The following is a 26,209-nucleotide window of genomic DNA, read 5'->3' on the forward strand; positions in this document are numbered from 1 at the left end:
GACATTTGACCAGATGGATGCCGGCTACAATACTTTTGTCTATGTCCGCTGGTCCCGCCATCGCCGTGACGCCCCGCCTGACAGGCATGGCCTGTCTGCGCTGCGAAGCCGACTGGCCGGTGGCGGAGCATGGGGCCGGATGTCCGCGCTGCGCGGCGGAACGGCACGCTTCCAATCTCCGCCTCGTGTACGCTCCCGGGCCTGAGCCCATTGCGCTGCCCTATCCGGGAGCGCTCTCACTGGGCGAGGGCGGCACGCCGCTGGTCGAGGTGCCGGAGCTTGCCGCCTCATTGGGCGTCGGACGGGTCTCGCTCAAGCTCGAATGGTGCAACCCGACCGGCTCGCACAAGGACCGGATGAGCGCGCAGCTCGTCGCGCGGGCGCTCGACATCGGCGCGACGCGGATCGTGGCGGCCTCCAGCGGCAATGGCGGCCTGTCGGTCGCGGCCTATGCCGCGCGCGCCGGCATTCCTACGGAGATCGCGACGACGGACGGCCTGCCGGACAGCTATCGCCGCGCGATCGTGACGCATGGCGCGACGATCATCGGCTTCTCCGACAGCATGGCGCGCTGGCACCATCTGGCGCGGCGGGTGGCGGAGGAGGGCGCCTTCGCCGCGACGAACTACCGGCTGCCCGCGATCGGCACCAATCCCTTCGGCATCGAGGGCTACAAGATGGTCGCGGCCGAGATCGCGGCAGCCGCGCAGCCTGATCTCGTGGTTGCGCCCTGTTCGCGTGGCGATCTGCTGTCGGGCTTGCATCTCGGCTTCGCAGAGCTCGGCCGGGGCGTGCCGAGGCTGGTGGCGGCCGAACCCTTCCCGCGGCTTGCGCGTGTCCTCGCCGGGGCGGATTATCGCGAGGATTTCGCCGGCGAGACGGCACAGTTCTCGATCGCCGGCAGCACCGTGACCTGGCAGGCGGTGCAGGCCTTGCGCGCCAGCGCGGGGCTTGCCGTTGCAGTCGACGACGATGCCGTCCGGCTGGCGCAGGCGAAGCTCGCGCGGCTCGGCTTCCATGCCGAGCTGTCGGCCGCCGCGGCGCTGGCTGCGCTCGCAGAGCTCGCGAAGGATGGCAGCCTCGCCGGGCGCCATGCGGTGCTTGTGCTGACGGGCTCGGGCTTCAGAGAGACAGACATCGCGGAGCTGCCCGTCGGCATTCCGCAGCGAGATCGCCGCCCCGAGCGGGCGAGCGCGCAGCCGGCGCAGACCGGCGCATCACTCAAACCAACCATCCAACAGAGGGACAACGGATGACCCATCTTCCCGCCAAGCGCTTCGGCGCTCTTTCCGCACTCGCCGCCACGGCGTTCGTCGCCGCCATTTCGGGCGCACAGGCGCAGAGCCTGCCGCCGCTGCCGGAGGCGATCAAATCGGCCGGTCTGCTCAAGGCCGGCGTGCGCTGCGACCAGCCGCCCTATGGCTACAAGGACGAGACCGGCAAGTTCGCCGGCGTCGAGACCGACATGGCGATCCAGATCGCGACCTGGGCCTTCGGCTCGGCCGACAAGATCGAGCTGACGTGCGTCACCGCCGAGAACCGCATCCCGCAGCTCAACGGCAAGAAGGTCGATCTGCTGATCGCGACGCTCGGCGTCACGCCGGAACGCGCCCGCGTCGTCGACTTCTCCAAGCCCTATCGCTGGGGCGGCTCGGACATGCTCGTCGCCAAGGACAGCCCGATCAAGAAGCTCGACGACGTCGCGGGCAAGGTCGTCATCATGCTGAAGGGCTCGACCCAGGCGAAGTGGTTCGAGGACACCATGCCGAAGGTCGACAATCTCCGGCTCAACACCGCCTCCGACGCGCTGCAGTCGCTGAAGCAGGGACGCGGCGACGCCTACACGCATGACGCCGCGACGCTGATCGTGATCGCTGCCAAGGACCCCTCGCTGCGCCTCGTCGGCGAGCCCTTCGCGGTTTCGGACGCCGCCGTCGGCGTGCGCAAGAACGAGGCGGAGTGGCTGGCCTATGTCGACGCCGCGCTCGACCGCATGAAGGCCGAGGGCCTCTATGCGAAATGGGTCGAGAAGTGGATCCCGGCCGACATCCGGCCCTTCTATACCGACGCCTTCACCAAGCCGAAGCCGACGGCGCGCTGAGCCCAAGCCGATCGTCCGGAGGGGGGTGACCGCCTCCGGTTTCGTCATCGCGACAGCAGGGGTTTGCCGCTGCCATGGAATTCGATCTCGCCTATCTGGCCGCGCAATGGCCGGCGCTGATGCGCGGCCTGTGGCTCACCATCCAGGTCAGCCTGCTCTCGATCGTGCTCTCCGTCGTGGTGGGCTTGTTCGGGGCGGCGATGCGGGTGCTGCAGGTGCCTGTGCTTGACAAGGCCGTCGTGGCTTACGTCGAGTTCATCCGCAACACGCCGCTGCTGGCGCAGCTCTTCTTCATCTTCTACGGGCTCCCCGGTCTCGGGTTGAAGCTCTCGCTGTTCTGGTCGGGCGTGCTCTGCCTGACGCTCTGGGCCGGCGCCTATCAGGTCGAGAACATCCGCGGCGGGCTGGAGACGGTCGGCAAGGGCCTGCGCGAGGCAGCGTTCTCGCTCGGCCTATCGCCCTGGCGCTTCTTCCGGCTGATCGCGGCGCCGATGGCGATCCGCGTCGGTCTGCCCTCGATGCTCAACACCTCGATCTCGCTTTTGAAGAACTCGTCCTATCTCCAGGCGATCGGGCTGGCCGAGCTGACCTATGTCGCGATCGACCGGATCTCGATGGATTTCCGCACCATCGAGATGTTCGCCGCGATCTGCGTGATCTACCTCGCGCTCGTCCTGACGCTCTCCTTCTTCGCCGGCCGGCTCGAATACCGGCTCAACACCCCGTTCCGGGTCTGAGGGCGCGGCGATGGAACTGCTGGTCAAGAACCTTCCCTTCATCCTCCAGGGCATCGGCCTGACGTTGGCTTTGGCTCTGGCGACGCTGTTCTTCTCGACGATCATCGCCTTCGTGCTGGGAACGCTGGCGACGCTGCGCTTCCGCTGGCTGCGCATCGCGGTGAAGGTCTATGTCGAGCTGTTCCGCGACATCCCGCTGATCGTGAACATCTTCTTCGTGTTCTTCGTCGCGCCGCTCTTCGGCCTGGAACTGTCGCCCTTTGCCGCCGTCACCGTCGGCCTCTCGCTCTGGGGCAGCGCCAACGGCACCGAGATCGTACGGGCAGGCTTCAACGCTGTGCCCAAGCACCAGTGGCAGAGCGCGGCTGCGCTCGGGTTGAAGGGCTGGGAAGTCTATCTCTTCGTCACCGGGCCGCAGGCGCTGCGCTCGATCCTGCCGCCCTTCGTCGGACTGCTGACGCTGCTTGTTCAGGCGACATCGCTCGGCGCGCTCGTCGGCGTGACCGAGTTCTTCAAGGTCGGCCAGATCATCGTCGAGCGCACCACGATGATGGAGGGCTGGAACCCGGCCTTCACCGTCTATGGCGCGGTGCTGCTGATCTACTTCGTGATCTGCTCGGCGCTGACCTGGTTCGGCCGCTGGCTTGAACGACGGCTGAAGTCCGACCGGCGCCGGGTGGCGCCCGGCACGACGATCGTCGAGCAGCCGGCCACGCAGCTTCCCTGATCCCTTTTTCCCAATTTGCCTGTCCAGAGGACTTCACCATGGAATCCAAAGTCAGCCGTCGCCTGACCGAAACGGTCGCGCAGGAAGTCTGCGACCACATCTACGCGCCGCGCCTTGCTCGCGATTTCAAGACTGTCTTCGGCCATATGAGCGATCTCAACCAGGCGCATGTGCTGATGCTGGCGCGCTGCGGCCTGATCTCGCCGCAGGCGGCCAAGGCGCTGGCCGGCGGCCTGCTGCGGATGGAGGAGGAGGGGCCCGACGTGGTCGAGCTCGACCCGCAGCGCGAGGATTCCTACTTCAACTACGAGGCCCATCTGATCAAGCTGATCGGCACCGATGCCGGCGGGCGGATGCATATCGCGCGCAGCCGCAACGACCTGACGGCGGCGCTCGACCGCCTGCGGGCGCGCGACCTCCTGCTCGATGCCGGACAGGCGCTGCTGCAGGTCGAGGAGCACGCACTCGACGGTGCCTTCCGCTTCCGCGACGCGGTGATGCCGGGCTACACCCATCTCCAGCCGGCGCAGCCCGTCACCTACGGCTTCTATCTCGCCGGCGTGGCGCAGGCCTTCGAGCGCGACTATGGCCGCCTCGTCGATGCCTGGGCGCGCACCAATATCAGCCCGCTCGGCGCCGGCGCGCTGGCGGGAACGACCTTCGCCATCGATCGTGCGGCCGTCGCAGCCTCGCTCGGCTTCGAAGGGCTGGTCGAGAATACGCTGGACGCCGTCGCGACCCGCGATTTCGGCCTGGAGATCCTCGCGGGGCTGTCGCAGATCGCGCTCGGCTGGAGCCGCGTCGCGCAGGATTACCATGTGCTGGTCAGCCACGAGTTCCAGACGGTCGAGTTCCCCGATCGCGTCACCGGCACGTCCAGCATCATGCCGCAGAAGAAGAACCCGGTGGTGCTCGAGCATCTCAAGGGCAAGGCCGGACATCTGCTCGGGCTCTACGTCTCCTCCGCGACGGCGGTGAAGGGCACGCATTTCACCAACACCATCGACGGCAACCGCGAGGCCATGCGCGGCGTCTGGGAGGCGGGCGAGGAGACGTTGCGCTGCCTCTCGCTGTTCGACCTGATCATCTCGACCGGCCGCCCCAACGCAGCTCTGATGAAACGGCGGGTCACGGAGGATTTCGCCTCGGCCACCGATCTGGCGGACGTGATGGTGCGTGACGCCGATCTCTCCTTCCGCGAGGCGCATCACGTCGTCGGCGGCGTGGTCCGCGCAGCGATGGACAAGGGCCTCGCGGCGGACGGCATCACCACGCAGATGGTCGACGATGCCGCGCGCGAGCAGCTCGGCCGCCCACTCGGGCTGGATCCGGAGGTCGTGCGCCGCAGCCTCGATCCGGTCGCGAGCGTCGCCGCCCGCACGCTTCCCGGTGGACCGGCGCCTGAGGCCGTCGCTCGCTCCGTCGAGACGGCGCAAGTGAGGCTCGAGGACAACCGGGCGTCGCTGGCCGAAAAGCGGGGACGGCTCCAGGCGGTGCGCGAGACGCTGAAGCGCGACATGCGGGAGCTTGCGGCATGAGCCCGCAGCCGCTGATCAGCCTGCGCGGCATCGGCAAGCGCTTCGGCGGCCATCAGGCGCTGCGCGGGATCGACCTCGATGTCGAGCCCGGCAGCGTCGTGGTGCTGATCGGCCCGAGCGGCTCAGGGAAAAGCACGCTGATCCGCTGCATCAACGGGCTCGTGCGGCCTGACGAGGGCAGCCTGACGGTCTCCGGACGGCCGGTCGATATCCATCACGAGAGCGCCTGGCAGGAGCTGCGCACCGAGATCGGCATGGTCTTCCAGGATTATGCGCTGTTCCCGCACCTCTCGGTGCTCCGGAACATGACGCTGACGCCGCAGCGCCGTCGCAAGCTGCCGCGCGCGGTCGCCGAGGAGCGCGCGCGGCAGCTGCTCGTCAAGGTCGGGCTCGCCCACAAGGCGGAGGATTATCCCTCCGCGCTGTCGGGCGGACAGCAGCAGCGCGTCGCGATCGTGCGGGCGCTGGCGATGCAGCCCAAGGCGATCCTGTTCGACGAGCCGACCTCGGCGCTCGACCCGGAGACGATCACCAGCGTGCTCGACGTGATGCGCGATCTCGCCCGGGAGGGCACGACCATGGTGGTCGTGACCCATGAGATGGGCTTTGCCCGCGAGGTTGCCGACCGCGTCGTCTTCATGGCGGACGGCGGAATCATCGAACAGGGGCCGCCGCGTGAATTCTTCGCAAACCCACGGCATGAGCGCACGCGCGCCTTCCTGTCCAACATCAGATCCTTCGGAGAGGCCGAACATGCCTGACGAGACCAGCGTGCTGGCGCCGAATTTCACCACCGATCCCTATTGGTGGGATGCGGCGCCGCCGGAGATTGCGCGCGAGGCGCTGCCGGAGCAGACCGACGTGCTCGTCGTGGGCTCGGGCTATTGCGGGCTCTCAGCCGCCGCGGAACTGGCGCGCAACGGCGTCGACGTCACGGTCGTTGATGCCGAGGAACTCGGGGCCGGCGCCTCGACGCGATCCGGCGGCATGGTGTCGAGCGGTCAGAAGCTGGTGATCGGCGGTGCGATCAAGGGTGTCGACGGCGCCCGCATGGAACGCCTGCTCGAGGATTCGCTGGCCTCCTACGAGCATCTCAAGACGCTGATCCGCGAGAAGGACCTCGACGCCGATCTCGGCGTGTTCGGGCGCTATTTCGGCGCGCATGTGCCGAGGCATTACGACCGGCTGCGCCGCCACGGCGAATTGCTGGCCAGGCATACCGGCGTGACCGTTCACGACATCCCCAAGTCGCGCCAGCACGAGATAACCAAGACCGACTTCTACCATGGCGGCATCGTCATCGACGATTACGGCGGGCTGCACCCGGCGAAGTATCACCGCGCCCTGCGGCGGCTTGCGGCCGAAAGCGGGGCGACGCTACGGTCGCATGCGCCGGTGCTCGAGGTCGGGCCGGCCCTGAACGGCTTCCACAGCGTCGAGACCGGCCGCGGCACGATCCGGGCGCGCAACGTCTTCTTCGGCACCAACGGCTACACCGGCCAGGGCAACGACTATCTGCGCAAGCGCATCGTCGGCGTGCGCAGCTACCAGATCGCGACCGAGCCGCTGCCGCCGGAGCTTCTGGCGGAGATCAATCCCGGCCGGCGCATGATCACGGACTCCAAGCGCGAGTTGATCTATTCGCGGCCGTCGCCGGACGGCACGCGCCTGCTTTTCGGAAGCCGCCCCGGCATGTTCAGCCTGCCAGAACGGGAGGCCGCGCCGCGTCTGCACGCGATGATGCTGAAGGTCTGGCCGCAACTCGCGGGCTATAAGGTGACCCATTGCTGGAGCGGAAAGGTCGGCATGACCGCCGACAAGATCGCCCATATGGGCCGGCGCGACGGCATCGACTTCGCGATTGGCTGCAATGGCAACGGCGTCGCGCTGATGACCTATCTCGGGCACCAGTCGGCGCTGAAGCTGCTCGGCCACCAGAACCGGCCGAGCGCCTTCGACGATCCGGCCTTTCCGCAGGTTCCGGTGCCGTTCTATGACGGCAAGCCCTGGTTCCTGCCGATCGTTAGCGGCTGGTATCATCTGCAGGATGCGATCGACCGCCGCCTGGCCCGGCTTTGAGAGGGTGAGACCATGACGAAGGTTGCGATGGTCTCCGGCGCCAGTCGCGGGATCGGGCGGGCGATAGCGGAGCAATTGGGAAGGCAGGGCATCGCGCTCAGCCTCGCGATCCGCCAGCCTGCGTCCGCGCCGCAGACCGATGGTTTCGCCCCGGCCGGCCTGATGAGCTTTCCCTATCAGGCGACCGAACCGGGTTCCGAGAAGGCCTGGGTCGAGGCGACGATGGCCCGCTTCGGCCGCATCGACATCCTCGTCAACGCGGCCGGCATCCTGCGCAACGTCTCGCTGGCCGACGGCAGCGAAGAGGATCTCGACGCGATGCTCGCCGTCAATCTCAAGGCGCCTTTCCGGCTGATCCAGACGGCATTGCCGCATCTGCGGGCATGCGGACGGGGCAGGGTGGTCAATGTCGCCTCGCTCTCGGGCAAGCGCGTGCGCAACGGCAATGCCGGCTACCAGATGAGCAAGTTCGCGATGGTCGCGCTGTCGCATGCGATCCGGCAGGCGGCTTTCGAAGACGGCGTGCGCTCGCTCGCGCTTTGCCCGGGCTATGTCGCGACCGACATGACGGCGCAGGCGCCGCTGCCGCAGGAGGCGATGACACAGCCCGAAGATCTGGCGAAGCTGGTCGGCTTGATCGTCGAATTGCCGAACACGGCCTCGATCTCCGAGCTTCTGGTCAATTGCAGCTACGAGGTCATGCTCTGATCGGGCGCCTGCGGCGCCTCAATCGGCCTTCATGTCGTCATGCGATAAGCGCCGGTAGAGCGCGCTGGCGCGGTTGAGATGGTCGGACATGGCCTGTGCCGCCTCGTCGGGCCGGCCGGCTGCGATGGCGTCGTAGATGCGCTGATGTTCCTGCAATGTCAGGGTCTCGGCGCCATGGGCGCGCACCAGCGAATGGTAGTAGGTGCCGAGCCAGGCGAGCATGCCTTCGACCACGGCCGGGAAGACCGGGTTGCCGCTCATCACCGCGATCTGGCGATGGAAGGCGATGTCGCGTTCGAGGAAGTCGTCGAGACCGGCTTCCCGATGTTCGTCGAGGCGCTGGCGCAGCACGGCGAGGCCTGCCGCATCCGTGCGTTGCGCAGCGAGCCGTGCGACACCGGCTTCGAGCAGCACACGCGCTTCCTTGAGATGGTCGATCGTCTGTGGGTCGACGCTCAGCAGATAGCGGGCGGCATCGGTCATCTGTCCGACCATCGCCTGCGCCGTCGGCAGCAGGACGCGGGCGCGCTCGCCATGGCTGATGCTGACGAGGCCGGAGCGTTCGAGCTGCTGCAGCGCCTCGCGGATCGAAGGGCGGCCGACGCCGTAGGTTTCCATCAGGTCGCGCTCGGACGGCAATTGCGCGCCAGGGGCGAATTCGCCGGAATGGATGCGCGCTACCAGGCGGTCGAGCACCTCCTGGTGCAGCTTGCGGCGCGGGATCGGCTCCGGGGTCATGGCGAGGTTGTCTCGATCGGACCGCCCTCGCGGACGGCGCTGAAATAGTCGATGCCGCCGATCTGCCCGCCCTTGAGCGCGAGTTCAAGCCCGTCGCGGCGGGTGTCGTCGGCATAAACGCGGCAGAGCGGCGAGCCCGGCGCGATCGCCGCGATCGCCGAGAGCGCATCGACGCCGAGCGCCAGCGTGGCATGGCCGGAGGTGTCGCCGCCCGCGATCAAGGCACGCCGCAGACCGGAGGCACCGAGGATCGCACCGAGGATGGCGCCGAGCCCCGCGCCGATCCTGTCATTGACCGCGCCGACATCCGCGCCAGCGCTGCGGCAGGCCTCGGTGAGGGCGGACACGGCGGGGTCGTCCGGTCCCTGTGCGGTGAAGACGAGAGGCGAGCCGCCCTGGCCCAGCGCCGCGAGTGCGGCGGCCGCGGCGCGTCCGCATTCGGCCTCCCAGGCAGAAGGATCGATGGCGCGGGCCGCATCGAGCCTGATCGGCGCAAAGCCATGGCTCGCGGCATGGGCGATCTGGCCTGCGGTCACGGGAGAGCAGGAGCCGGACACGACCGCGATGCGCTCGACCGGCGTGACCCGCATGACCGGTGGCGAGCGCGGGATCAGCCCGGCCTCGCGCCAATGCGCGACGAGCGCGTATTCGATGCCCTGCGAGCCCACCATGAGGCGACAGGCCTCGCGGTCGTGCCAGATCAGGCGGCCGGCGGCGGCGAGGCTCGGCTCGTCGACGGCGTCGATCAGGACCACCGGCACGTCGTCGCCGCTGAGAGCGGCCAGAGCGCGCTCTCCCTTGCCGTGGTGGAGAGTGGGCAGGTCGATCAGCCCGATCCGGCGGCCGGTCTGGCGCACGAGATGGCGGGCGAGGTCGGCTTCGTCCATCGGGGTCACGGGGTGGCGCGCCATGACCGGGTGGCGGTCGAGCCTGTGGCCGGCGCCGTCGACCATCGCGAAGAGGTTGCCGAAGAGCTGATAGCGGCCGATGGCGGGCGCCGCGACGACGAGCGGTACCCATTCCGGCGCCAACGTCGCGACGCCGAGATCGATGGCGCGGCCGATCGAGCCGATCTCGGGCGCCGAATCGAAGGTCGAGCAGACCTTGTAGTGGATCAGCGACGCGCCGATGCCGGCGAGCGCCTCGTAGATAGCAGGCAGGTGCTCGTCCATCCATTCGGGCGGTTTGGAGCGCGCGATGCCGGCGATGCCGATGCAGCGATGGTCGGAGAAGGCTGCGAGCCGCTCCGGCGAGGGCGGTCTCAGGAACATCACCGAGTCGAGGCCGGCGAAGCTCATCACCTCCATCACGGCGGCCGAGCCGGTGAAGTCGTCGCCGTAATAGGCGAGCAGCGGGCCGGGGGGCAGGGCTTCGGTCATCGATAGTGGCCCAACGCCGCGGCGAGAGCAGGGCTGTCCTTGGCCTTCTGGTCGAGAGGCACGCCATCGACCGCCGCGCTCCAGGCGTCGCGCAATGCTGCGACGCCGGCAGCCGGGCCGTCCGGATGGGCGAGGATGCCGCCGCCAGCCGCAAAGATCAGGTCGGTCGTGCCGAGTGCGCGCCAGGTGCCCTCCGCCTGCCGGATCGTCTGGCCGGAGGAGAAGACCGGCATGATCGCATCCGCGCGCTCGGGGAAAAGCGGAGCGAGGCAGGCTTTCGCCGAGGCGATGACGCTCTCGTCAGGTTCGCTGAACTTGTTGGCGAGGCCGTTGACATGCATGTGGTCGACACCGGCCAGCCGCCATAGCTTGTGCCAGGCGGTGTAGTCCCAGCCCAGCGCCGGGCTGCGCGAGAGATAGCCCCAGCCATTGCGATGGGCGTGGATCGGCAGTTGCGAGAAGCGGCCGAGCTCGATCATGCCGACAAGCCCGACCGAATTCAGGCTCGCCATGACGCAGGTGCCGCCGGCCTTCAGGACATGGTCGTGGCGGCGCTTCATCTGGTCGAGATCGCCGGTCAGGTTGAAGGCGACCATGGTCTTGCGGCCGCTGCGGTCGGCCTGTGCCTCGACCACCCGCATCACCGCATCGACCCGCGCCTCGAACGGGCAGAGCGCCCCGTCCGATTGCAACTCGTCGTCCTTGATGAAGTCGATGCCGGCGCGGCAGAGCGTATCGACGAGGTCCGCCGTCTCCTGTGGCCCGAAGCCGACGCTCGGCTTGATGATGGTGCCGATCAGCGGGCCGCTGGCGACGCCTGCGAGCCTGCGCGTGCCCGCGATGCCGAAGCGTGGCCCGGCATAGGCCTCCACGAAGGCGTGGGGCATGCGGATGTCCAGGAGCTTCAGGCCGCTGACCTGCCGCAGCTCGAAGAGGTTGCCGGCGACCGTGGCGACAAGGTTCGGCAATGAGGCACCGATGGTTTCGATCGGCCAGGAGAGTGTGACCCTGGCGCGCCGATAGCCCTCCGGCGGGGCCGGCATGTTCGCCGTCGCGCCGGGCAGGGCCGGGCTGTCGGCACGGTCGAGCAGATCCAGCCGCTCGACGCGCGCAGCGGCACGCGCCGTTAGTTCGGGCGTCTCGCCCGGGACGGCGATGAAGGTGCCGCTCGATTGCTCGCCGGCCATCGCCTCGGCGGTGTGGCGCGGGTCGCCCGGCGTCTCCAGCCAGTAATCCGCCTCGACGCGCTGATCCGTATCCACGGTCGCTCCCAACTCATGATGTCATCATACCAGATTGACAGCATGAAACGCGCATGGGATCAACTCGTCATACCGGTTTCCGGCCAGTCCCTGGCGATATGGAGATGCAAGATGACGGTGGTCGCTCTGTTCGGAGCCGGCGGGAAGATGGGCATGCGGCTTGGCCGCAACCTCGCCAAATCCCGCTTCACCACGCGCCATGTCGAGGTCAGCCCGGCCGGCCAGGAGCGGGTGCGCGAGGCCTTCGGCGTCGCCTGCATCGATGCCGACGCGGCGACCGAGGGAGCCGAGGTTGTCGTGCTGGCTGTGCCGGATACGCATGTCGGGACGGTGGCGAAGACGCTTCTGCCCAAGCTGGCGCCGGGGACGATCGTCGTCATCCTCGATGCAGCCGCGCCCCATGCCGGGCATCTGCCCGAGCGTGCCGACATCACCTATTTCGTCACGCATCCCTGCCATCCGCCGATCTTCAACGACGAGACCGACCCGGCCGCCAAGGCGGACCATTTCGGCGGTATCGCTGCCAAGCAGCACATCGTCAACGCGCTGATGCAGGGGCCCGAAGAGCACTACGCGCTGGGCGAGGAGGTGGCGCGGGCGATCTGGGCGCCTGTGATGCGCTCGCACCGGGTCACGGTCGAGCAGATGGCGATCCTCGAGCCCGGCCTGTCGGAGACGGTCTGCGCGACGCTGCTCGACGCGATGCGCGAGGCGATGGAGGAGGCGATCGCGCGCGGCGTGCCGCGCGAGGCGGCCCGCGACTTCCTGCTCGGCCATATGAACATCCTCGCCGCGGTCACCTTCGGGCAGGTTCAGGGCGTGTTCTCGGACGCCTGCAACAAGGCCATCGTCTTCGGCAAGGACACGATCCTGAAGCCGGACTGGAAGCGCCTGTTCGAGCCGGAGGAAATCGCGGCGAGCGTTCGCCGCATCACCTGAGAGGGTGGCTCATCATTCGAGCCCTCATCCCGAGGAAGCCCGAAGGGCTGTCTCGAAGGATGCTCCAGATGTGGCGCCAGGCCAAGGGCCGCCTTGTCGCCCTCTCGGGTGCGCTTGTCGCGCTGGCCTATCTGGTGGGCCTCGTCGCAGCGGAGACAAGCCGTCGCGCGGAGCGTGATGCGGGAAACTCGGCACTCCCTGCACCGGACGGGTTGACTTCCGTCCGCCGCTGGGGAATTTCGGAGACAGCGCGGGTGTAGCTCAATGGTAGAGCAGCAGCCTTCCAAGCTGAATACCCGGGTTCGATTCCCGGTACCCGCTCCAATCTCCCCATTTGCCGCGTCTTGTTCGGAAACGGACCGTCATCCCGAGCTTGCCCCGGGATCCATCGGAGGGCTCCGGAGCTTTACGACGGCCCGCATCTGCGCGGCTTCGCCGCTCGTCCGGGATGACGAAGCGGTTCTGCGCGCTACCGATCGCCCGGGTGATCAAAGCGCCGCCAGCTTCGCTCGGCCGAGGATGCGACGGCGCATTCGATGAAGCGAACGCCGCGCGCGCCGTCCCCCACGGTCGGATAGTCCGCGTCGAGCGGATCGGCCGTGAGGCCTCGGCTGCGCGCGCGAATGTCGGCGAAGACGCCGCGGTAGACATTGGCGAAGGCCTCGATGAAGCCTTCGGGATGGCCGGCCGGAATCCGGCTGGCGCGGCGGGCCGATTCGCAGAGCCAGGGCGAGCCGCGGGTCAGGATCTGCAAAGGACCGTCGCCGCGATGGTGGAGGAGGCGGTTCGGCTCCTCCTGCCGCCATTCGAGCGTGCCCAGTTCGCCCGAAACCCGCAACCTCAAATCGTTTTCCAGCCCGGCATTGATCTGCGAGGCGACGAGCACGCCGCGCGCGCCGCCCCGGAAGCGCATGAGTATGCTGGCGTCGTCGTCGAGCGCGCGACCCGGAACCAGCGCTCCGAGATCGGCGACGAGGTCCTCGATGGCGAGGCCCGTCACCGTCGAGACGAGGTTTTCGGCATGCGAGCCGATGTCGCCGAGCGCCCCGGCGATGCCGCTGCGAGCGGGATCGGTGCGCCAACTCGCCTGTTTGTTGCCGCTTGCCTCGAGCGCCGTCGCGAGCCAGCCCTGATTGTATTCGACGACGACCTTGCGGACGGAGCCGAGCGCGCCCGAGCGCACCATCTCGCGCGCCTGACGGATCATCGGATAGCCGGTGTAGTTGTAGGTGACGCCGAAGACGGTGCCGCGTTGCGCGACGGCGGCGACGAGCGCGTCGGCCTGGGCGCTGTTGTGAACCAGGGGCTTGTCGCAGACGACGTTGAAACCGGCCTCGGTGAAGGCCTGCGCGATTGGGAAATGGCTGTCTGTCGGCGTGACGATGCTCACGACATCGACGCGCTCTGCGGCCGGGCGCTTCAGCTCGGCTTCCAGCAGCGCCTGCCAACTCGCATGATTGTTCGCATCGCTCAGACCGAGCGCGCGGCCCGATTCCAGTGCCCGCTCTGGGCTTGAGGAGAGGGCGCCCGCAGTGAGGTCCGCCAGCCCGTCGAGCGCGACGGCATGGCGATGCACGGCACCGATGAAAGCGCCCTGGCCGCCGCCGACCATGGCGTAGCGCAGCCGGCGCACAGTGTCTTCGCTCATGATGCGTCCAATCTTTAGAAGCCCCGTGTTCCACAGCCCTCATGCTGAGGGGCGGTATCAAGCAGCCAGGTGAAGGAGTGGCCGTCGCAGACGATGGACCCGCGACGGCCAGGATCAAGCTGACGCTCAGAACGGCGAGTCGGGGAAGTAGAAGTCCTTGGCGTTGCTCTTGTCGATCAGCACCGAGGGGATGATCGTCGTCGCCGGCAGCTTCTCGCCCTTGAGGCGCGCCTCGGCCGTCAGCTTGATCGCGTCGTAGATGAACTTCGGCGAGTAGCTGACATTGGCCTGGATGCGCGGGTCCTTGCCGTCGATGATCAGCTTGACCATGTCCTTCGCGCCGGCGCCGCCGAAGATCACCTTGATGTCCTTGCGGTTGGCCTGCTCGATGGCGCGCATGGCGCCGAAGGCCATGTCGTCATCGGCGGCCCAGAAGGCGTCGATCTCCTTGAACCGCGTCAGGAAGTCCTGCGTGACCTTGTAGGCGTCGTCGCGGTTCCAGTTGGCGTATTTGGCGTCGAGCAGTTTGATGTCCGGATTGGCCTTGAGGACCGCGTTGAAGGCGTCCATGCGCTCGGTGTCGAGCGTGGTCGGGATGCCGCGCAGCGCGACGACAGTGCCCTTTCCGCCCAGCGTCTTGGCGATGTATTCGGCAGGTACCTTGCCGAAAGCGGTGTTGTCGCCGGCGACATAGGCGTCCTGTGCCGAGGTGTCGGTCAGGCCGCGGTCGACCACGGTCACATAGGCGCCCTTGGCCTTCACATTGGCGACGGGCCGGGTGAGGGCGGCCGACTCGAAGGGGAAGACGACGAGCGCGTTGATCTTGTTGACTGTGCTCAGGTCCTGGAGCTGGTTGGCCTGCTCCGTCGCGTTGGCGGCGGTGCGGATGGTGACCTTGAGGTCCTTGTGCTTGGCCTCGAGGTCCTTCTTGGCCTGGTTGGCCCAGTAGTTGATGCCGCCCATGAAGCTGTGGGTCGCGGCGGGGATCGAGACGCCGAGATTGACGGGCTCGGCGGCGGCGCTGGTCACAGCGAAGGCGAGGCTCGCTGCCGTGGCGGCAAGCACGAAGCTGCGTCTGGTCTGCATCGACATCATTTCTCTCCCTATGTGGCTCGCCCTAGCGGCGGCCCTTCTGCAAAAACGCGACTGTGATGATGACGAAGCCCTGCACGGCGGCGTTCAGGTAGACGCTGATCAGGCTCGTCAGATTGAGGATGTTGCTGATCACCGAGAGCAGGATCGCGCCGACGACCGTGCCGATGATGCTGCCGTGGCCGCCCTTGAGCGCCGCGCCGCCGACGATCACCGCGGCGATCGCCTCGAGTTCCCAGAGCAGGCCGGTGGTCGGCGAGGCCGAGGCCAGGCGCGGCACATAGAACAGCGTGGCGATGCCGACGCAGATGCCGAGCAGCATGTAGGTGAGGATCTTGACGCGCTCGACATCGACCGCGGCATAGCGCGCGACGGTCTCGTTGGAGCCGATCGCCTGGACATGCCGGCCATAGGCGGTCTTGTTCAGGATGGCCGCGCCGATGATGGCGACGACGAGGAAGGCGACGACCGGGATCGGCACGCCGAAGAGGCTGCCGTAATAGACCGGCGCATAGAGATCGGCGAGGTTGTTCTCCAGCGTCAGCGCGCCACCATCGGCGAAATAGGTCAGGTAAGCGCGGTAGATGCCGAGCGTGCCGAGCGTGACGATGAAGGGTTCGATCCGCCCCTTTGCGATCAGCACGCCATGGATCAGGCCGAAGGCCCCGCCGAGGATGATCGCCAGCCCGGCGCCGCAGAGCACCGCCATAAGCGGAGAACCGAGCGCACCGGCTGCCCAGTTGATGAACATGATGACGCAGCCGGCGATCAGGGCCGCCATCGAGCCGACCGAGAGGTCGATGCCACCGAGGATGATGACGAAGCACATGCCGACCGCGATGATGCCGATGAAGGCGGTGCGGGTGAGCACGTTCAGCGCGTTGTCGAGCGTGGCGAAGTCGCTGTTCAGCGCGGCGCCGGCGAGGCAGAGCAGCACCAGACCGAGGACGGGGCCGAGGCTGGACAGCCTTTCGCGCCAGGGCGTGCCGCCGGCCGGGCGGCGCAGATCGGCGCTGGCGACGGTCGTTTCAGGCTGCGACATGACGGGTCCCCGTGGCATGAGCGATCATCTCGACCTCCGTCATATCCGCGCCCTCGACGGTCGCGACGAGCCGACCGGCCCGCATGATCGCGACGCGGTGCGCCAGCCCGATCAGCTCGACCAGCTCCGACGAGACCACCACGACGGCGAGACCCTGCCGGGCGAGCCGCTGGATCAGGAAATAGATCTCGCGCTTGGCTCCGACATCGACGCCGCGCGTCGGCTCGTCGAGCACGACCACCTTCGGCTCGGGGTGCAACACCTTGGCGAGGGCGAGCTTCTGCTGGTTGCCACCGGAGAGCGAGGCCGCGCGTGCCGAAAGCGAGCCGGCGCGAATCCCGAAGGCCTCGACGGCCCGGGTCAGTGCGCTCCGCTCGGCGCCGTGGTCGAGCCAGGGCTGCGCATAGCGCTCCAGCGCCATCAGGGTGAGGTTGGGCGCGAGCGGGAAGTCGACATGCAGCCCCTTGCCCTTGCGATCCTCGCTCAGATAGCTCAGCCCGTGCCGGGTCGCGTCCTGAAGCGTCCGCAGCGTCACAGGACGCCCCACGACCTCGACGCGGCCATGGCCCGGCCGCAGGCCGAGGATGCCCTCGAACAGCTCGGTCCGCCCCGCGCCGACGAGCCCGGCGAAGCCGAGGATCTCGCCCGGACGCACGGCGAAGAAGACGTCGCTGGCCCAGCCCGGCACGGAGAAGCCCTCGACCTTGAGCACTGGGGCCGCGGCTTCGTCGAAGGGCACTTTGTCGGGGAACAGGTCCGCGATCTCGCGGCCGACCATCATCGTCGCCATGTCGTGGCGGGTCATGGAGGCTGTCGGGGCGCGGCCGACGAGGCGGCCATCCCGCATCACGATGACCTCGTCGGTGATGCGCTCGACCTCGTCGAGCTTGTGCGAGATGTAGACGATGGTGACGCCGTCGGAGCGCATGCGCTCGATCAGCGCGAAGAGCCGCGCGACCTCTGATGGCGTCAGTGTCGCTGTCGGCTCGTCCATGATCAGCAGGCGGGTCTTGCGCGAAAGCGCCTTGGCGATCTCGACGAGCTGCTTCTCGGCCACGATAAGCTGGCGGACCGGCGTATCGGGGGCGCGATCGAGCCCGACCTGCTGCAATGCCGCTGCAGCCTCGCGCCGCATCGCCGCCTCATCGAGGAACCAGCCCTTGCGGCGCTCGTGGCCGAGGAAGATGTTGCCGGCGATCGTCAGATCCTCGGCGAGATTGAACTCCTGATGGATCAGGACGATGCCGAGCGCCTCGGCGTCGCGCGAGCCGGAGAAGACGACCGGCCCGCCTTCCACGAGTACGCGGCCCTCGCTCGGCTGTTCGTAGCCGGCGAGGATCTTCATCAGCGTCGACTTGCCGGCTCCGTTCTCCCCGAGCAGGCCGTAGACACGGCCGGGCTCCAGTGCGAACGAGACGCCGTGCAGCACCTCGACCGGGCCGAAGCGCTTGACGATGTCGTCGAAAGCGACCGACAGGCCGCGGCCATGCGCGCTCATCGCGTGCCTCCGCTGCGTAGGGCCTCGCGCATGGCGAGCACGCCGGCGCCGATAAGCCCGGTTTCCGGCCCGAGCGGAGCGGAGTTGATTTCGAGATGGCGCGTGGAGAGCGCGAGCGAGCGCTGGTTCACGCTCTGGCGGATCGCGGCGAGGAACATCGGCCCGATCTGCGAGACGCCGCCGCCGATGAAGATGTGCGACGGGTTGTAGAAGTTGACCAGCGCCGCCAGCACCTGCCCGATCAGTCGGCCCGAGCGACGCACGATCGCGTCGGCTTCGGCGTCGCCGGCACGGCAGGCGGCGCCGATGTCGGCGGCTTCGAGCCGTCCGGCCTCGGCGAGGCGCTGCGCCAGCGCGGGGCTGCGACCCGTCTCCGCCGCTTCACTGCCCATCGCGACGATCGCCGGCGCGGCCGCCATCGCCTCGACGCAGCCGCGATTGCCGCAACGGCAGAGCGGGCCTTCGGGATCGACGCAGATGTGCCCGACATCGCCGGCCGAACCGCTGGCGCCGCGATAGAGCTCGCCATGGCAGACGATGCCGCAGCCGATGCCGGTGCCGACCTTGATGACGAGGAAGTTCTCGATCTGCTTGCGCTGGCGCCAGAGCACGCCGAGCGCCATCAGGTTCACGTCGTTGTCGACGAAGACCGGCGCCTCGGTGATCTCGCGCAGGTCGTCGCGAATGGCGTAGCTGTCCCAGCCGGGCATCAGCGGCGGATTGACGAGTTGGCCGACGGCGAAATTGACCGGGCCGGGCACGCCGATCCCAACCGCAAGGACGCGGTCGCGGGCGATGCCGTGCTGCGCCAGCATGGCCGGAATCAAGCTGCGCAGACGTGCCATGATCGGCCCGGGGCCTGCCTGCACGTCGACCTCCTGGGAGTGGCGTGCGATGACGCCGAGATCGGGCCGCAGGAGCGCGACATCGAGGCTGGTCGCGCCGATATCGACGCCGATCAGGACGCCGATGCGGCCATGGACCCGTAGCGTCTCGGGACGCCGCCCGCCCGTCGAATGCTGGACGCCGGCCTCGTCGAGCAGGCCCTGGTCGAGCAGACCGGCCGCGAGCGCATTGGTCTTGCTGCGCGAGAACTGTAGCGTATCGGACAAGGCGTGGCGCGCGACGCCGCCGGCCCAGAACGCCGCTTCCAGCAGCGCGAGCTCGTCGGGACTCAAAGCATGCCAGGGCAGCGCGATGGCAGCCTCCTGCGTTCCTCGATCGGCCTGTCCCGGCCGTTGGTCGGAAGGCTAGGAGCGAACCGCTCGCCCGCTCAAGACCAAACTTCGGCCTAGATCAGGCGAATGTCTGGATGAAGCAGGCTTGGCGCGCAGCAGCGTCCCGCTCTGGACCGATCGCACCCTGTCGCGCCATCGTGCGGCGAAACGGGAGGATGAGACGATGCCGGCGACGATGAAGGGCCCTGCGATTTTTCTGGCGCAGTTCGCGGGGGACAAGGCGCCGTTCGATCGCTGGCGGTCGATCACCTCCTGGGCGGCCAGGCTCGGCTATCGCGGCGTGCAATTGCCGTCCTGGGATGGTCGCTTCATCGATCTTGCGCGTGCGGCCGGGTCGCAGGATTACTGCGACGAACTGATCGGGATCGCGGGCGAGAGCGGCGTTGCGATCACCGAGCTTTCGACGCATCTGCAGGGCCAACTGGTCGCGGTCAACCCGGCCTATGACGCTGCCTTCGACGCTTTCGCGCCGGCCGCGTTTCATGGACGTCCGGCCGAGCGTCAGGCCTGGGCGGTGGAACAGGTCAAGCTTGCGGCGAAGGCCTCGCGACGGCTCGGGCTGGGCGGTTCGGTCAGCTTCACCGGGGCGCTGGCCTGGCCCTTCGTCTACCCTTGGCCGCAGCGGCCGGCGGGTCTCGTCACCGAGGCTTTCGGAGAGCTGGCGCGGCGCTGGCGGCCGATCCTCGATGTCTATGAGGAGCACGGCGTCGATATCGGCTTCGAGATCCATCCGGGCGAGGACGTCTTCGACGGTGCGACTTTCGAACTGTTCCTCGATCGTCTCGACGGGCATCCGCGGTGCCGGATCAACTACGATCCGTCGCATTTCCTGTTGCAGCAGCTCGACTATCTCGCCTTCATCGACATCTATCACGAGCGGATCAGCGCCTTTCACGTAAAGGATGCGGAATTCCGCCCAAATGGCCGGCAGGGCGTCTATTCCGGCTTCGCGTCCTGGCTCGAGCGGGCAGGGCGATTCCGTTCGCTGGGCGATGGGCAAGTCGACTTCAAGGCGATCTTCTCGAAGCTCGCGCAGTACGGCTTCGACGGTTGGGCGGTGCTCGAATGGGAGTGTGCGCTCAAGCATCCGGAGGACGGCGCGCGCGAAGGCGCGGCCTTCATCGCCGACCACATCATCCGCGTCACCGACACGGCCTTCGACGATTTCGCCGGCGGCGGCGACCCGGGCCTCGCGCGAAGGATGCTGGGGCTGGACTAGGGCGCGGACCGATAAAGGGGTTGCTTCGCCGGTTCGGCGTGATTCACGGCTTCTGGGAGGAAGTACGGATGAATCGGGATCGTTTCCGGCTCACGGACGCGCAATTCGCACGGATCGAGCCGCATCTACCGACGGATACACGTGGCAAGTCGCGTGTTGACGACCGCCGCGTGATCAGCGGCATCGTTCATGTTCTGCCGCCTCAAGGATTTCCGCCGCGTCGCAACCCGATACGGCCGAAACGCCGTCTGTATCGCAGCGATAGTCAGCTACTGGTTATGACTGTCGGCCCTGCGTCGGTGCACGGGAGCGGGATCTAACCACCCGCGACGTTCCCGCTGAACATTCCGCCGCGGAAGACGGGTGCTGCGGGATTCGTGGTGAAGAGAACAAGATCGCTGTCCAGTTCCGCGCTGACGCCGAAATCGCCGTCGTCGAGGAGGATGCTTTCGCCGTCCGTGAGCGTGGTCCCGCCCACCGCGATCCGCCCGGAAAAGACGTAAAGGAGCCGCAAGAGCTTCTCATCCGGCGCTGGCGGAAGATCCATCCCGAGGCCCGCGCTGAGATGCGCGTCCTGCACCCAGACTTCAGCCCGGACCGTGAGCGGCGCGCCGACGGGACCGGCGACCAGACGCCATGCATTCTCGCTGACGACGGTATCAAACTCATGGAACTGAACCATGGGTTCGAGATCGGCCTCACGGGGGCGCAGGAAGATCTGGAGGCCTTCCAGCACGCCGCCCCCAGGCAGGACCATCTCCTCATGCTGGAAGGTATGGCCGGCGTTCATCAGCATGAGGCGCCTGTTCGAGATTTCTTCCTTCTGCCCCACCGTGTCGCTGTGGAGGACCGTGCCGCGGCGCAGATAGGTGAGAATCTCGTCGTCCTTGTGCGGGTGCATGCGGATGACCGTGCCGGGCGTCACGCGGGCGTGATCGATCCGGCCGATCGCGCCGATACCACTGTCTCCCTCATTGAGGACAGTGCCCGGGTAGAGGATCTCGATGCCGAAGCCGCCGGCACGGTGTGCACGTTTTAGGGTGCGGTCGAGCTTGATCGGTGCGGTCATCGTCATGTCCTTTCTGGAAGGCGGCAAACTCACGCGGTTGCCCGGCTACCCGCAGCCTCGAAGGTCGGATAGTCGATGTAGCCTTTGGCGCCGCCGGCATAGAAGGTGTTGCGATCGCCCTCGTTCAGCGGGGCATCGGCCTTCAGGCGCTCGATGAAATCCGGATTGGCGAGGATCATCTGCCCATAGGCCTCCATGTCGGCCGTGCCGGCGGCGACGTCGCGGCCGATCTGATTGCGGGGCCGGCTTGGCCGGTTGACGATCAGCGCCTGGTCCCACGATGTGCGAATGTCGGCCAGAAGATCTTCATTCCCGAGGTGCAGGAGATGCAGATAGACGAGGCCGAGCTTGTTCAGTTCAGCGACGAGATAGCGATAAAGGTCCGGTCCCTCGCTGCCTTCGTCGATGCCGTTCATCGGCGCGCCGGGCGACAAACGAATGGCGGTTTTTTCCGCGCCGATCTCCTTGACGATCGCCGCCGCGACTTCGATGGCGAAGCGCGCCCGATTCTCGACGCCGCCGCCATACTGGTCGGTTCTCGTGTTCGCGCTCGGGGCCAGGAACTGATGGACCAGGTAGCCGTTCGCACCATGGATCTCGATACCGTCGGCCCCGGCTTCGATCGCGCGGCGCGCGGCGATGCGGAAATCCTCGACCGTCCCACCGATCTCCTGCGTGCTTAACGCCCGAGGCTCGGGAATATCCAGTATCCCCTTTAGCGTGAACATTTGCGCGCCCGGCGCGATCGCGGACGGGGCGACAGGCTGGCGATGATGGGGCGTGTTGTCGGGATGCGAGACGCGGCCGACATGCATGAGCTGGATGAAGAGGCGGCCGCCGCGATCGTGCACGGCGCTGGTCACCTTCCGCCAGCCGCCGACATGCGCGTCTGTGTAGATTCCCGGCGTGGCCAGATAGCCTTGGCCGTCATCGGAGGGCTGCGTGCCTTCGCTGATCAGGAGGCCGGCGCTGGCGCGCTGCCCGTAATATTCCGCGGCGAGATCGCTCGGCGTGCCATCGGGATAGGCGCGGCTGCGGGTCATCGGCGCCATGGCGAAGCGATGCGGAAGCTTGAGAGAGCCCAGGCTGATGGGCTGCCAGATGTCAGTCATGTTCTCGATCTCCGAAGCTCTGGTTTGAGTCAGTCTCGGGACACGTCCCCATGCGCAGGGCCCATGCAGAGCGATGCGGGAGGATCCCGAGACAGGACGCCGTGCAGGATCAGTTTATGCCCAGCGCCTGGACGAGTTGGCCGCCTTCGGGCGTGCTCCAGCTACCGGCGAGTTCGGCGATGAGCTGGTTGGTGGTGGTCAGCATGACCCCGGCCTTTTCCATGCGGCGCAGCGCGATATCGTCGGCCATCTTGGTTGGCGAGCCGCCAGCATCGGCGACGACTTGGACATCGTAGCCCTGGCCCACGAGGGTCAGCGCCGGATAGACGGTGCAGACATCGTTGGTGACGCCGGCAAGGATCAGCTTCCTGCGACCCGTCGCCTTCACGGCAGCGGCGAAGTTCTCGTCGTCCATGGCATTGACGATGCCGAGACGCTTGATGCGCGCCTTGAATTCGGCCGGCAGGATCGTTTCCAGCTCGCTCAGCAGCGGTCCCTGGGCCCGGTCTTCCATGCTGGAGGTCAGCACGGTCGGAAGTTTGAGGATTGTCGCGGCCTTCGCCAGGATGAGCGCGTTCTTCTTCATTTCATCAAAGGTGGTCGATCCGACCCAGCCCATTGTTCCGACCTGATGGTCGATGAGCAGTAGGGCGGCATCTTCTGCCTTGAGTCTGGTATAGGACATTGTTGGTCTCCTTCTGGTCAGCGCGATGCGGCAGCCGGCTATTCGTCGTTCTTGGCGTTGGCATCCGCGCGGCTTTCGTGACCACGCCGATGCTTCATTGACCATTTCGCACCAGGGCTTCGCGGGATAAAGATGGTCAAATCGAATTCATTGCTGCATAATTGGCGCAATGAACATCGAACTCAGCGACATGGCGCTCTTCGTCGAAGTCGCGAAAGCAATGAGCTTTCGCGGCGCGGCAGCGGCGATCGGGGTGCCCAACTCGACCTTGTCCAGGCGGATTTCCGCGTTGGAAAAGGCGATCGGTCTGCGTCTGTTGCACCGCACGACGCGCAGGATCGAGCTGACGGAAGCCGGTCGGATTTATTTCGAACGCTGCAAGCGCATCGTCGATGAAGCTCGGCTGGCGCATGAGCAACTTGGCGACATGCTGGCGCAGCCGAGCGGGGTCTTGCGCGCGTCGTTGCCCGTCGGGTTCGCGAACGCTTTTCTGGCTCCGCTCGTCGCGGAGTTTGCCAGCCGCTATCCAGCCATCACGTTTGAGTTTGATCTTTCGCCCCGGCGCGCCGATCTGGTCACGGAGCCCGTCGACGTCGCCATTCGAATGGGAGAATCACAAGATTCGAACCTGATCAGTCGCCAGATCACGCAGCTGCCACGTCATCTTTATGCCGCCCCGCGCTATATCGAGCGAGCCGGCGAGCTGTCACATCCGCGCGATCTCGCGGCACATGAATGTCTCCGCCTGCGATCAGGGCAGACAGACATTTGGACACTGCTGCATTCGCGCGAGAGCGTGGCCGCCCCCGTCCAAGGCCGCTTTCTTCTGAACGATGTCGGCATGATCCAACGGCTTGCAATCCTCGAACGCGGCATCGCCATGCTGGCGGAAGCCGTCGCGGCCGAAGACGTTGCATATGGCCGCTTGCGTCGTGTGCTGCCGGAATGGCAAGCGCCGCCAATCTCCGTCTACGCCATAACCGAAACAAAGCTGTTGCCGGCGAAGACGCAGCTCTTCATCGACTTTCTGCGCGCACGGTTGAGAAACAATCGCGACGCGCCGCTTGCTTATGGGTCCGAGCCCTAAGCGGCCTGGCGCGGTCTTGTCCGTGTGACGAGCGATGATAGGCTACCCTGCGTCAGCAGGGAGAGCGGCATGCGGGTGGCCTGGGCGATCGCGATGCTGTTGCCGATCGGCTTCGGCGGTGGCGTCGAGGCGCGAGAACTCGCGGGGCGCTTCGGCTATCTCGGCGAATGGGATGTCGCGGCGGTTCTGTCCGAGGAGAAGGCGGGCCGCGCCGCGGCGATGGAATTCGCGGGATCGCTGCTGATGAAGCACAATACGGTCTGCGGCCCCGGCGAGACGCCTGAAAAAACAGGCCATATCCGGATGAGCGTGCGCGGCAATCGCTACGCCGCGACGATGACGCTGGCGGGCTCGTCCTGCTCCTTCTCGGGCACGTTGTCTGAGACGGCGCATACCTTCGTGACCTGCGGCGGTGAAGGGCAGATCCCGCTGCGGCTCTGGTTCAAGTAGTAGGGCTTAACTGCCGCGGCTACGGCTCGCGCACGACCCTGAAGCCGTTGGTGTAGAAGCGGACATCCGCCTCGTATTTGAAACGCGCGGCCGAGCGCAGATAGCGCGGGTCGTTATTGAAGGAGCCGCCGCGCAAGACGCGCTCGCGGCAGCCCGGCGCGGTGAAGGCGCTGCCGTCGCGCGGCGTCGCGCGATAGCTGTCGCCCCAGCAATCGGCGACCCATTCGGCGGCGTTGCCAGCCATGTCGTAGAGCCCGAAGCCGTTGGCGGGGTACTGGCCGGCCTCGACCGCCTGCCGGCGGGTCGGATCGTTGCAGCCGACGCAGTTGGCGCGCTCCTTCACCAAGGTGGCGCCCCAGGGATAGGTCGTCGTCGTGCCGCCGCGCGCGGCATATTCCCATTCGGCTTCTGTCGGCAGGCGGTATTTGCGGCCGGTCCTGGTCGAGAGCCAGGCGAGATAGGCGTTGGCGTCGTTCCAGTGGATATCAGTGACCGGGCGCTTGCCGCGGCCGAGGCCGCGATCGTTCGGACGATGCGAGCAGCCGCCTTGGTCTACGCAGGCGTCCCACTCCTCGAAGGTGACCTCGCGCAGGCCCATATAGAACCCGTTGCGGATCGCGACGGTGTGGACCGGCTTCTCGAATTCGTAGAGCTCGTTGGCTCCCATCTCGAAGCTTCCGGGCTGGATCAGGACCAGTTCGGGGCAGCCGTCGCAGTCGCGCACGACCCGGGCGGAGGAAGGCGGCGGCGATGCCGGCGCAGATGCCGGAGGCCGGGCAGGTTCGCGCACGGAAGCTACAGGAGCGGAGGGAGGCGCCGCCTGCGGGGCTGGTGGAGCAATCGCTGGCGGCCTGGCCGCGTATTGCTGCTCGCGCGTGCGCGCCAGCCCGGCGAAACGGCCATTTGGATAGGCGTTGAGATAGGCGCGATACTCGGCCGGGTTCTCGCTCGAGCGGATCGATTCCCAGAAGGCGAGCTCATAGGCGTCCTGCCGTGCGGCCGGCGATTCCATCGGTGGCAGCGGGATCACCGCCCGGCTGGTCTGGGCGATCTGGGCCGGGCGGGCAACCGGGGTGACGATCAGCCCGGCCGGTGGCTCCGACGAGATCCAGATCTGCTGGCTGCGCCGTGTCAGCCGCGCCACCGCATCGCGGGTCCGGGCGAGCGCAGCGGTCATGTCGAGTCCGGGTGTCCGGATCGCCTTGACCCATTCGTCGATAGCCGGGTTGCCGCGTGCGCCGGCGTCCGCAACCGTGCGGCCGGGCGCAGCGGTGAACATGACGCTGACGGTCTCCATGCGCTCGATCGCAAGCAGACCTTTCGAATTGCCGGCGAGCTCCGCCTGCCAGGGATTGTCGCGGCTGGCATCGATCACGACGAGCGCGCTCGCCGGCCTCGCCACGATCAGCGCGTCGATCAGCATGTCCAGATCGACGGCGGCCTGGGCGATCTCGGAAGCCGAGCGCAGGCGCTGATCGACCGGTACGAGGAAGTTGCGGCCGCGCAACTGCACGGCGTGGCCGGAATAGAAGACGACGGTGTGCGCGCCGCGTCTGAGCTTGCCGGCGAAGGTCGCGATCGCATCCTGCAGGCCCGGGCCGTTCGCATCATCGGCGACGACGACGTCGAATTCGCCCTCGCGCAGCGCCGCCACCACGGCGCGGGCATCGGACGCGGCATCGGCCACCGGAGCCAGCGGGTAGGCGGCGTTTCCGATCACGAGTGCGACGCGGTCCGGCCGGGCGCCGCCGTCCTGTGCCAGGCCCGGGGTGGCCAACAGCAACAGTGCGCAGATGGCGAGCGACAAATGGCGCAACCAGGACATGACGCTCTTCATTCCGCTCGGGACGCTCCTCGCTCG

General features: G+C 67.2%; 24 protein-coding genes, 1 tRNA gene and 2 pseudogenes. 15 read left to right on the forward strand and 12 right to left on the reverse strand.

Features of this window, described 5'->3' with window-relative positions; all coding sequences use genetic code 11:
- Positions 1-41: 41 nt before the first annotated feature.
- The 8 genes from AC1RMY_RS08305 (at position 42) to AC1RMY_RS08340 (ending at position 7,890) form a co-directional block, all read left to right on the forward strand.
- The gene (locus AC1RMY_RS08305) at positions 42-1,256 is read left to right on the forward strand and encodes a pyridoxal-phosphate dependent enzyme (protein ID WP_492863472.1); all 1,215 of its coding nucleotides are present in this window, start codon (positions 42-44) and stop codon (positions 1,254-1,256) included.
- A complete protein-coding gene (locus tag AC1RMY_RS08310; RefSeq protein WP_492863473.1) occupies positions 1,253-2,101 on the forward strand; it encodes a transporter substrate-binding domain-containing protein in 849 nt (282 codons plus the stop codon). The genes AC1RMY_RS08305 and AC1RMY_RS08310 overlap by 4 nt, the downstream gene beginning before the upstream one ends.
- A 74-nt stretch (positions 2,102-2,175) precedes the next feature.
- Positions 2,176-2,838, forward strand: coding sequence for an amino acid ABC transporter permease (locus AC1RMY_RS08315; protein ID WP_492863474.1), 663 nt, complete (start codon positions 2,176-2,178; stop codon positions 2,836-2,838).
- A 10-nt stretch (positions 2,839-2,848) separates the two neighbouring features.
- Positions 2,849-3,565, forward strand: coding sequence for an amino acid ABC transporter permease (locus AC1RMY_RS08320; protein ID WP_492863475.1), 717 nt, complete (start codon positions 2,849-2,851; stop codon positions 3,563-3,565).
- A 38-nt stretch (positions 3,566-3,603) separates the two neighbouring features.
- Entirely contained in the window at positions 3,604-5,103 is a 1,500-nt protein-coding gene (gene argH, locus AC1RMY_RS08325; protein WP_492863476.1) for an argininosuccinate lyase, read from the forward strand.
- Entirely contained in the window at positions 5,100-5,864 is a 765-nt protein-coding gene (locus AC1RMY_RS08330) for an amino acid ABC transporter ATP-binding protein (RefSeq protein ID WP_492863477.1), read from the forward strand. Before argH ends, AC1RMY_RS08330 begins: the two co-directional genes overlap by 4 nt.
- Positions 5,857-7,182, forward strand: coding sequence for an NAD(P)/FAD-dependent oxidoreductase (locus AC1RMY_RS08335; protein WP_492863478.1), 1,326 nt, complete (start codon positions 5,857-5,859; stop codon positions 7,180-7,182). The genes AC1RMY_RS08330 and AC1RMY_RS08335 overlap by 8 nt, the downstream gene beginning before the upstream one ends.
- A gap of 12 nt (positions 7,183-7,194) precedes the next feature.
- Entirely contained in the window at positions 7,195-7,890 is a 696-nt protein-coding gene (locus AC1RMY_RS08340) for an SDR family NAD(P)-dependent oxidoreductase (RefSeq protein ID WP_492863479.1), read from the forward strand.
- Between the two features lie 18 nt (positions 7,891-7,908).
- Here the strand turns inward: AC1RMY_RS08340 and nanR are convergent, their stop codons facing one another.
- Genes nanR through AC1RMY_RS08355 form a run of 3 tightly spaced genes read right to left on the reverse strand, consistent with a single transcriptional unit; the run spans position 7,909 to position 11,269 of the window.
- Positions 7,909-8,628 carry a transcriptional regulator NanR gene (gene nanR / locus AC1RMY_RS08345; protein WP_492863480.1) on the reverse strand — a complete coding sequence of 240 codons (720 nt, stop codon included), beginning with the start codon at positions 8,626-8,628 and terminating at the stop codon, positions 7,909-7,911.
- The gene (locus AC1RMY_RS08350) at positions 8,625-10,007 is read right to left on the reverse strand and encodes a four-carbon acid sugar kinase family protein (protein ID WP_492863481.1); all 1,383 of its coding nucleotides are present in this window, start codon (positions 10,005-10,007) and stop codon (positions 8,625-8,627) included. Before AC1RMY_RS08350 ends, nanR begins: the two co-directional genes overlap by 4 nt.
- The gene (locus tag AC1RMY_RS08355) at positions 10,004-11,269 is read right to left on the reverse strand and encodes a ribulose-bisphosphate carboxylase large subunit family protein (RefSeq protein ID WP_492863482.1); all 1,266 of its coding nucleotides are present in this window, start codon (positions 11,267-11,269) and stop codon (positions 10,004-10,006) included. The genes AC1RMY_RS08350 and AC1RMY_RS08355 overlap by 4 nt, the downstream gene beginning before the upstream one ends.
- A gap of 111 nt (positions 11,270-11,380) precedes the next feature.
- On the opposite strand from AC1RMY_RS08355, the gene AC1RMY_RS08360 reads away from it, so the two are divergent.
- The gene (locus tag AC1RMY_RS08360) at positions 11,381-12,208 is read left to right on the forward strand and encodes a phosphogluconate dehydrogenase C-terminal domain-containing protein (protein WP_492863483.1); all 828 of its coding nucleotides are present in this window, start codon (positions 11,381-11,383) and stop codon (positions 12,206-12,208) included.
- Between the two features lie 250 nt (positions 12,209-12,458).
- Positions 12,459-12,532, forward strand: a tRNA-Gly gene (locus AC1RMY_RS08365).
- Between the two features lie 145 nt (positions 12,533-12,677).
- Here AC1RMY_RS08365 and AC1RMY_RS08370 read toward each other — a convergent pair.
- From AC1RMY_RS08370 to AC1RMY_RS08390, 5 genes are all read right to left on the reverse strand, one after another.
- The gene (locus AC1RMY_RS08370) at positions 12,678-13,856 is read right to left on the reverse strand and encodes a Gfo/Idh/MocA family protein (RefSeq protein WP_492863484.1); all 1,179 of its coding nucleotides are present in this window, start codon (positions 13,854-13,856) and stop codon (positions 12,678-12,680) included.
- Positions 13,857-13,982: 126 nt separating this feature from the next.
- Complete coding sequence (locus AC1RMY_RS08375) at positions 13,983-14,948, reverse strand: substrate-binding domain-containing protein (protein ID WP_492863485.1); 966 nt, start codon at positions 14,946-14,948, stop codon at positions 13,983-13,985.
- Between the two features lie 25 nt (positions 14,949-14,973).
- Positions 14,974-15,990: an ABC transporter permease gene (locus AC1RMY_RS08380; protein WP_492863486.1), complete on the reverse strand. Its 1,017-nt coding sequence runs from the start codon at positions 15,988-15,990 to the stop codon at positions 14,974-14,976.
- Positions 15,977-17,488 (reverse strand): sugar ABC transporter ATP-binding protein, encoded by a 1,512-nt coding sequence (locus AC1RMY_RS08385; RefSeq protein WP_492863487.1) that lies wholly within the window; start codon positions 17,486-17,488, stop codon positions 15,977-15,979. The genes AC1RMY_RS08380 and AC1RMY_RS08385 overlap by 14 nt, the downstream gene beginning before the upstream one ends.
- Complete coding sequence (locus tag AC1RMY_RS08390) at positions 17,485-18,666, reverse strand: ROK family protein (RefSeq protein WP_492863488.1); 1,182 nt, start codon at positions 18,664-18,666, stop codon at positions 17,485-17,487. The genes AC1RMY_RS08385 and AC1RMY_RS08390 overlap by 4 nt, the downstream gene beginning before the upstream one ends.
- A 223-nt stretch (positions 18,667-18,889) precedes the next feature.
- Here AC1RMY_RS08390 and AC1RMY_RS08395 point away from each other — a divergent pair, with 223 nt between their 5' ends.
- The 3 genes and pseudogenes from AC1RMY_RS08395 to AC1RMY_RS08405 all read left to right on the forward strand — a co-directional run.
- Positions 18,890-19,945 (forward strand): sugar phosphate isomerase/epimerase family protein, encoded by a 1,056-nt coding sequence (locus AC1RMY_RS08395; RefSeq protein ID WP_492863583.1) that lies wholly within the window; start codon positions 18,890-18,892, stop codon positions 19,943-19,945.
- Between the two features lie 68 nt (positions 19,946-20,013).
- Positions 20,014-20,169 (forward strand): annotated as a pseudogene (locus tag AC1RMY_RS08400) (IS5/IS1182 family transposase); the annotation flags it as partial.
- A pseudogene (locus tag AC1RMY_RS08405) lies at positions 20,138-20,227 on the forward strand (IS5/IS1182 family transposase); the annotation flags it as partial. The pseudogenes AC1RMY_RS08400 and AC1RMY_RS08405, both read left to right, overlap by 32 nt.
- A gap of 34 nt (positions 20,228-20,261) precedes the next feature.
- On the opposite strand, the gene AC1RMY_RS08410 reads toward AC1RMY_RS08405, so the two are convergent.
- The 3 genes from AC1RMY_RS08410 to AC1RMY_RS08420 all read right to left on the reverse strand — a co-directional run bounded on the left by AC1RMY_RS08410 (position 20,262) and on the right by AC1RMY_RS08420 (position 22,811).
- On the reverse strand, positions 20,262-21,014 hold the full coding sequence (locus AC1RMY_RS08410) for a pirin family protein (protein ID WP_492863489.1): 753 nt from the start codon (positions 21,012-21,014) through the stop codon (positions 20,262-20,264).
- A 29-nt stretch (positions 21,015-21,043) separates the two neighbouring features.
- Entirely contained in the window at positions 21,044-22,126 is a 1,083-nt protein-coding gene (locus tag AC1RMY_RS08415; RefSeq protein ID WP_492863490.1) for an alkene reductase, read from the reverse strand.
- A 109-nt stretch (positions 22,127-22,235) separates the two neighbouring features.
- Positions 22,236-22,811, reverse strand: a complete 576-nt coding sequence (locus AC1RMY_RS08420) for an isochorismatase family protein (protein ID WP_492863584.1) — start codon at positions 22,809-22,811, stop codon at positions 22,236-22,238.
- Between the two features lie 169 nt (positions 22,812-22,980).
- Between AC1RMY_RS08420 and AC1RMY_RS08425 the strand changes: the two genes are divergently transcribed.
- Positions 22,981-23,898: a LysR family transcriptional regulator gene (locus tag AC1RMY_RS08425; protein WP_492863491.1), complete on the forward strand. Its 918-nt coding sequence runs from the start codon at positions 22,981-22,983 to the stop codon at positions 23,896-23,898.
- 69 nt (positions 23,899-23,967) lie between these two features.
- Positions 23,968-24,348: a hypothetical protein gene (locus tag AC1RMY_RS08430; RefSeq protein ID WP_492863492.1), complete on the forward strand. Its 381-nt coding sequence runs from the start codon at positions 23,968-23,970 to the stop codon at positions 24,346-24,348.
- A gap of 19 nt (positions 24,349-24,367) precedes the next feature.
- Here the strand turns inward: AC1RMY_RS08430 and AC1RMY_RS08435 are convergent, their stop codons facing one another.
- Entirely contained in the window at positions 24,368-26,173 is a 1,806-nt protein-coding gene (locus AC1RMY_RS08435; protein ID WP_492863493.1) for an SUMF1/EgtB/PvdO family nonheme iron enzyme, read from the reverse strand.
- Positions 26,174-26,209: the final 36 nt, after the last annotated feature.

Source organism: Allobosea sp. GW822-FHT03F07 (assembly GCF_058801345.1).

Excerpts from the sequence above, each read along its gene's own strand:
- AC1RMY_RS08305 (WP_492863472.1), top strand. The coding sequence starts at position 42 with ATGTCCGCTGGTCCCGCCATCGCCGTGACGCCCCGCCTGACAGGCATG.
- AC1RMY_RS08310 (WP_492863473.1), top strand. The coding sequence starts at position 1,253 with ATGACCCATCTTCCCGCCAAGCGCTTCGGCGCTCTTTCCGCACTCGCC.
- AC1RMY_RS08315 (WP_492863474.1), top strand. The coding sequence starts at position 2,176 with ATGGAATTCGATCTCGCCTATCTGGCCGCGCAATGGCCGGCGCTGATG.
- AC1RMY_RS08320 (WP_492863475.1), top strand. The coding sequence starts at position 2,849 with ATGGAACTGCTGGTCAAGAACCTTCCCTTCATCCTCCAGGGCATCGGC.
- argH (WP_492863476.1), top strand. The coding sequence starts at position 3,604 with ATGGAATCCAAAGTCAGCCGTCGCCTGACCGAAACGGTCGCGCAGGAA.
- AC1RMY_RS08330 (WP_492863477.1), top strand. The coding sequence starts at position 5,100 with ATGAGCCCGCAGCCGCTGATCAGCCTGCGCGGCATCGGCAAGCGCTTC.
- AC1RMY_RS08335 (WP_492863478.1), top strand. The coding sequence starts at position 5,857 with ATGCCTGACGAGACCAGCGTGCTGGCGCCGAATTTCACCACCGATCCC.
- AC1RMY_RS08340 (WP_492863479.1), top strand. The coding sequence starts at position 7,195 with ATGACGAAGGTTGCGATGGTCTCCGGCGCCAGTCGCGGGATCGGGCGG.
- nanR (WP_492863480.1), bottom strand. The coding sequence starts at position 8,628 with ATGACCCCGGAGCCGATCCCGCGCCGCAAGCTGCACCAGGAGGTGCTC.
- AC1RMY_RS08350 (WP_492863481.1), bottom strand. The coding sequence starts at position 10,007 with ATGACCGAAGCCCTGCCCCCCGGCCCGCTGCTCGCCTATTACGGCGAC.
- AC1RMY_RS08360 (WP_492863483.1), top strand. The coding sequence starts at position 11,381 with ATGACGGTGGTCGCTCTGTTCGGAGCCGGCGGGAAGATGGGCATGCGG.
- AC1RMY_RS08370 (WP_492863484.1), bottom strand. The coding sequence starts at position 13,856 with ATGAGCGAAGACACTGTGCGCCGGCTGCGCTACGCCATGGTCGGCGGC.
- AC1RMY_RS08375 (WP_492863485.1), bottom strand. The coding sequence starts at position 14,948 with ATGTCGATGCAGACCAGACGCAGCTTCGTGCTTGCCGCCACGGCAGCG.
- AC1RMY_RS08380 (WP_492863486.1), bottom strand. The coding sequence starts at position 15,990 with ATGTCGCAGCCTGAAACGACCGTCGCCAGCGCCGATCTGCGCCGCCCG.
- AC1RMY_RS08385 (WP_492863487.1), bottom strand. The coding sequence starts at position 17,488 with ATGAGCGCGCATGGCCGCGGCCTGTCGGTCGCTTTCGACGACATCGTC.
- AC1RMY_RS08395 (WP_492863583.1), top strand. The coding sequence starts at position 18,890 with ATGCCGGCGACGATGAAGGGCCCTGCGATTTTTCTGGCGCAGTTCGCG.
- AC1RMY_RS08410 (WP_492863489.1), bottom strand. The coding sequence starts at position 21,014 with ATGACCGCACCGATCAAGCTCGACCGCACCCTAAAACGTGCACACCGT.
- AC1RMY_RS08415 (WP_492863490.1), bottom strand. The coding sequence starts at position 22,126 with ATGACTGACATCTGGCAGCCCATCAGCCTGGGCTCTCTCAAGCTTCCG.
- AC1RMY_RS08420 (WP_492863584.1), bottom strand. The coding sequence starts at position 22,811 with ATGTCCTATACCAGACTCAAGGCAGAAGATGCCGCCCTACTGCTCATC.
- AC1RMY_RS08425 (WP_492863491.1), top strand. The coding sequence starts at position 22,981 with ATGAACATCGAACTCAGCGACATGGCGCTCTTCGTCGAAGTCGCGAAA.
- AC1RMY_RS08430 (WP_492863492.1), top strand. The coding sequence starts at position 23,968 with ATGCGGGTGGCCTGGGCGATCGCGATGCTGTTGCCGATCGGCTTCGGC.
- AC1RMY_RS08435 (WP_492863493.1), bottom strand. The coding sequence starts at position 26,173 with ATGTCCTGGTTGCGCCATTTGTCGCTCGCCATCTGCGCACTGTTGCTG.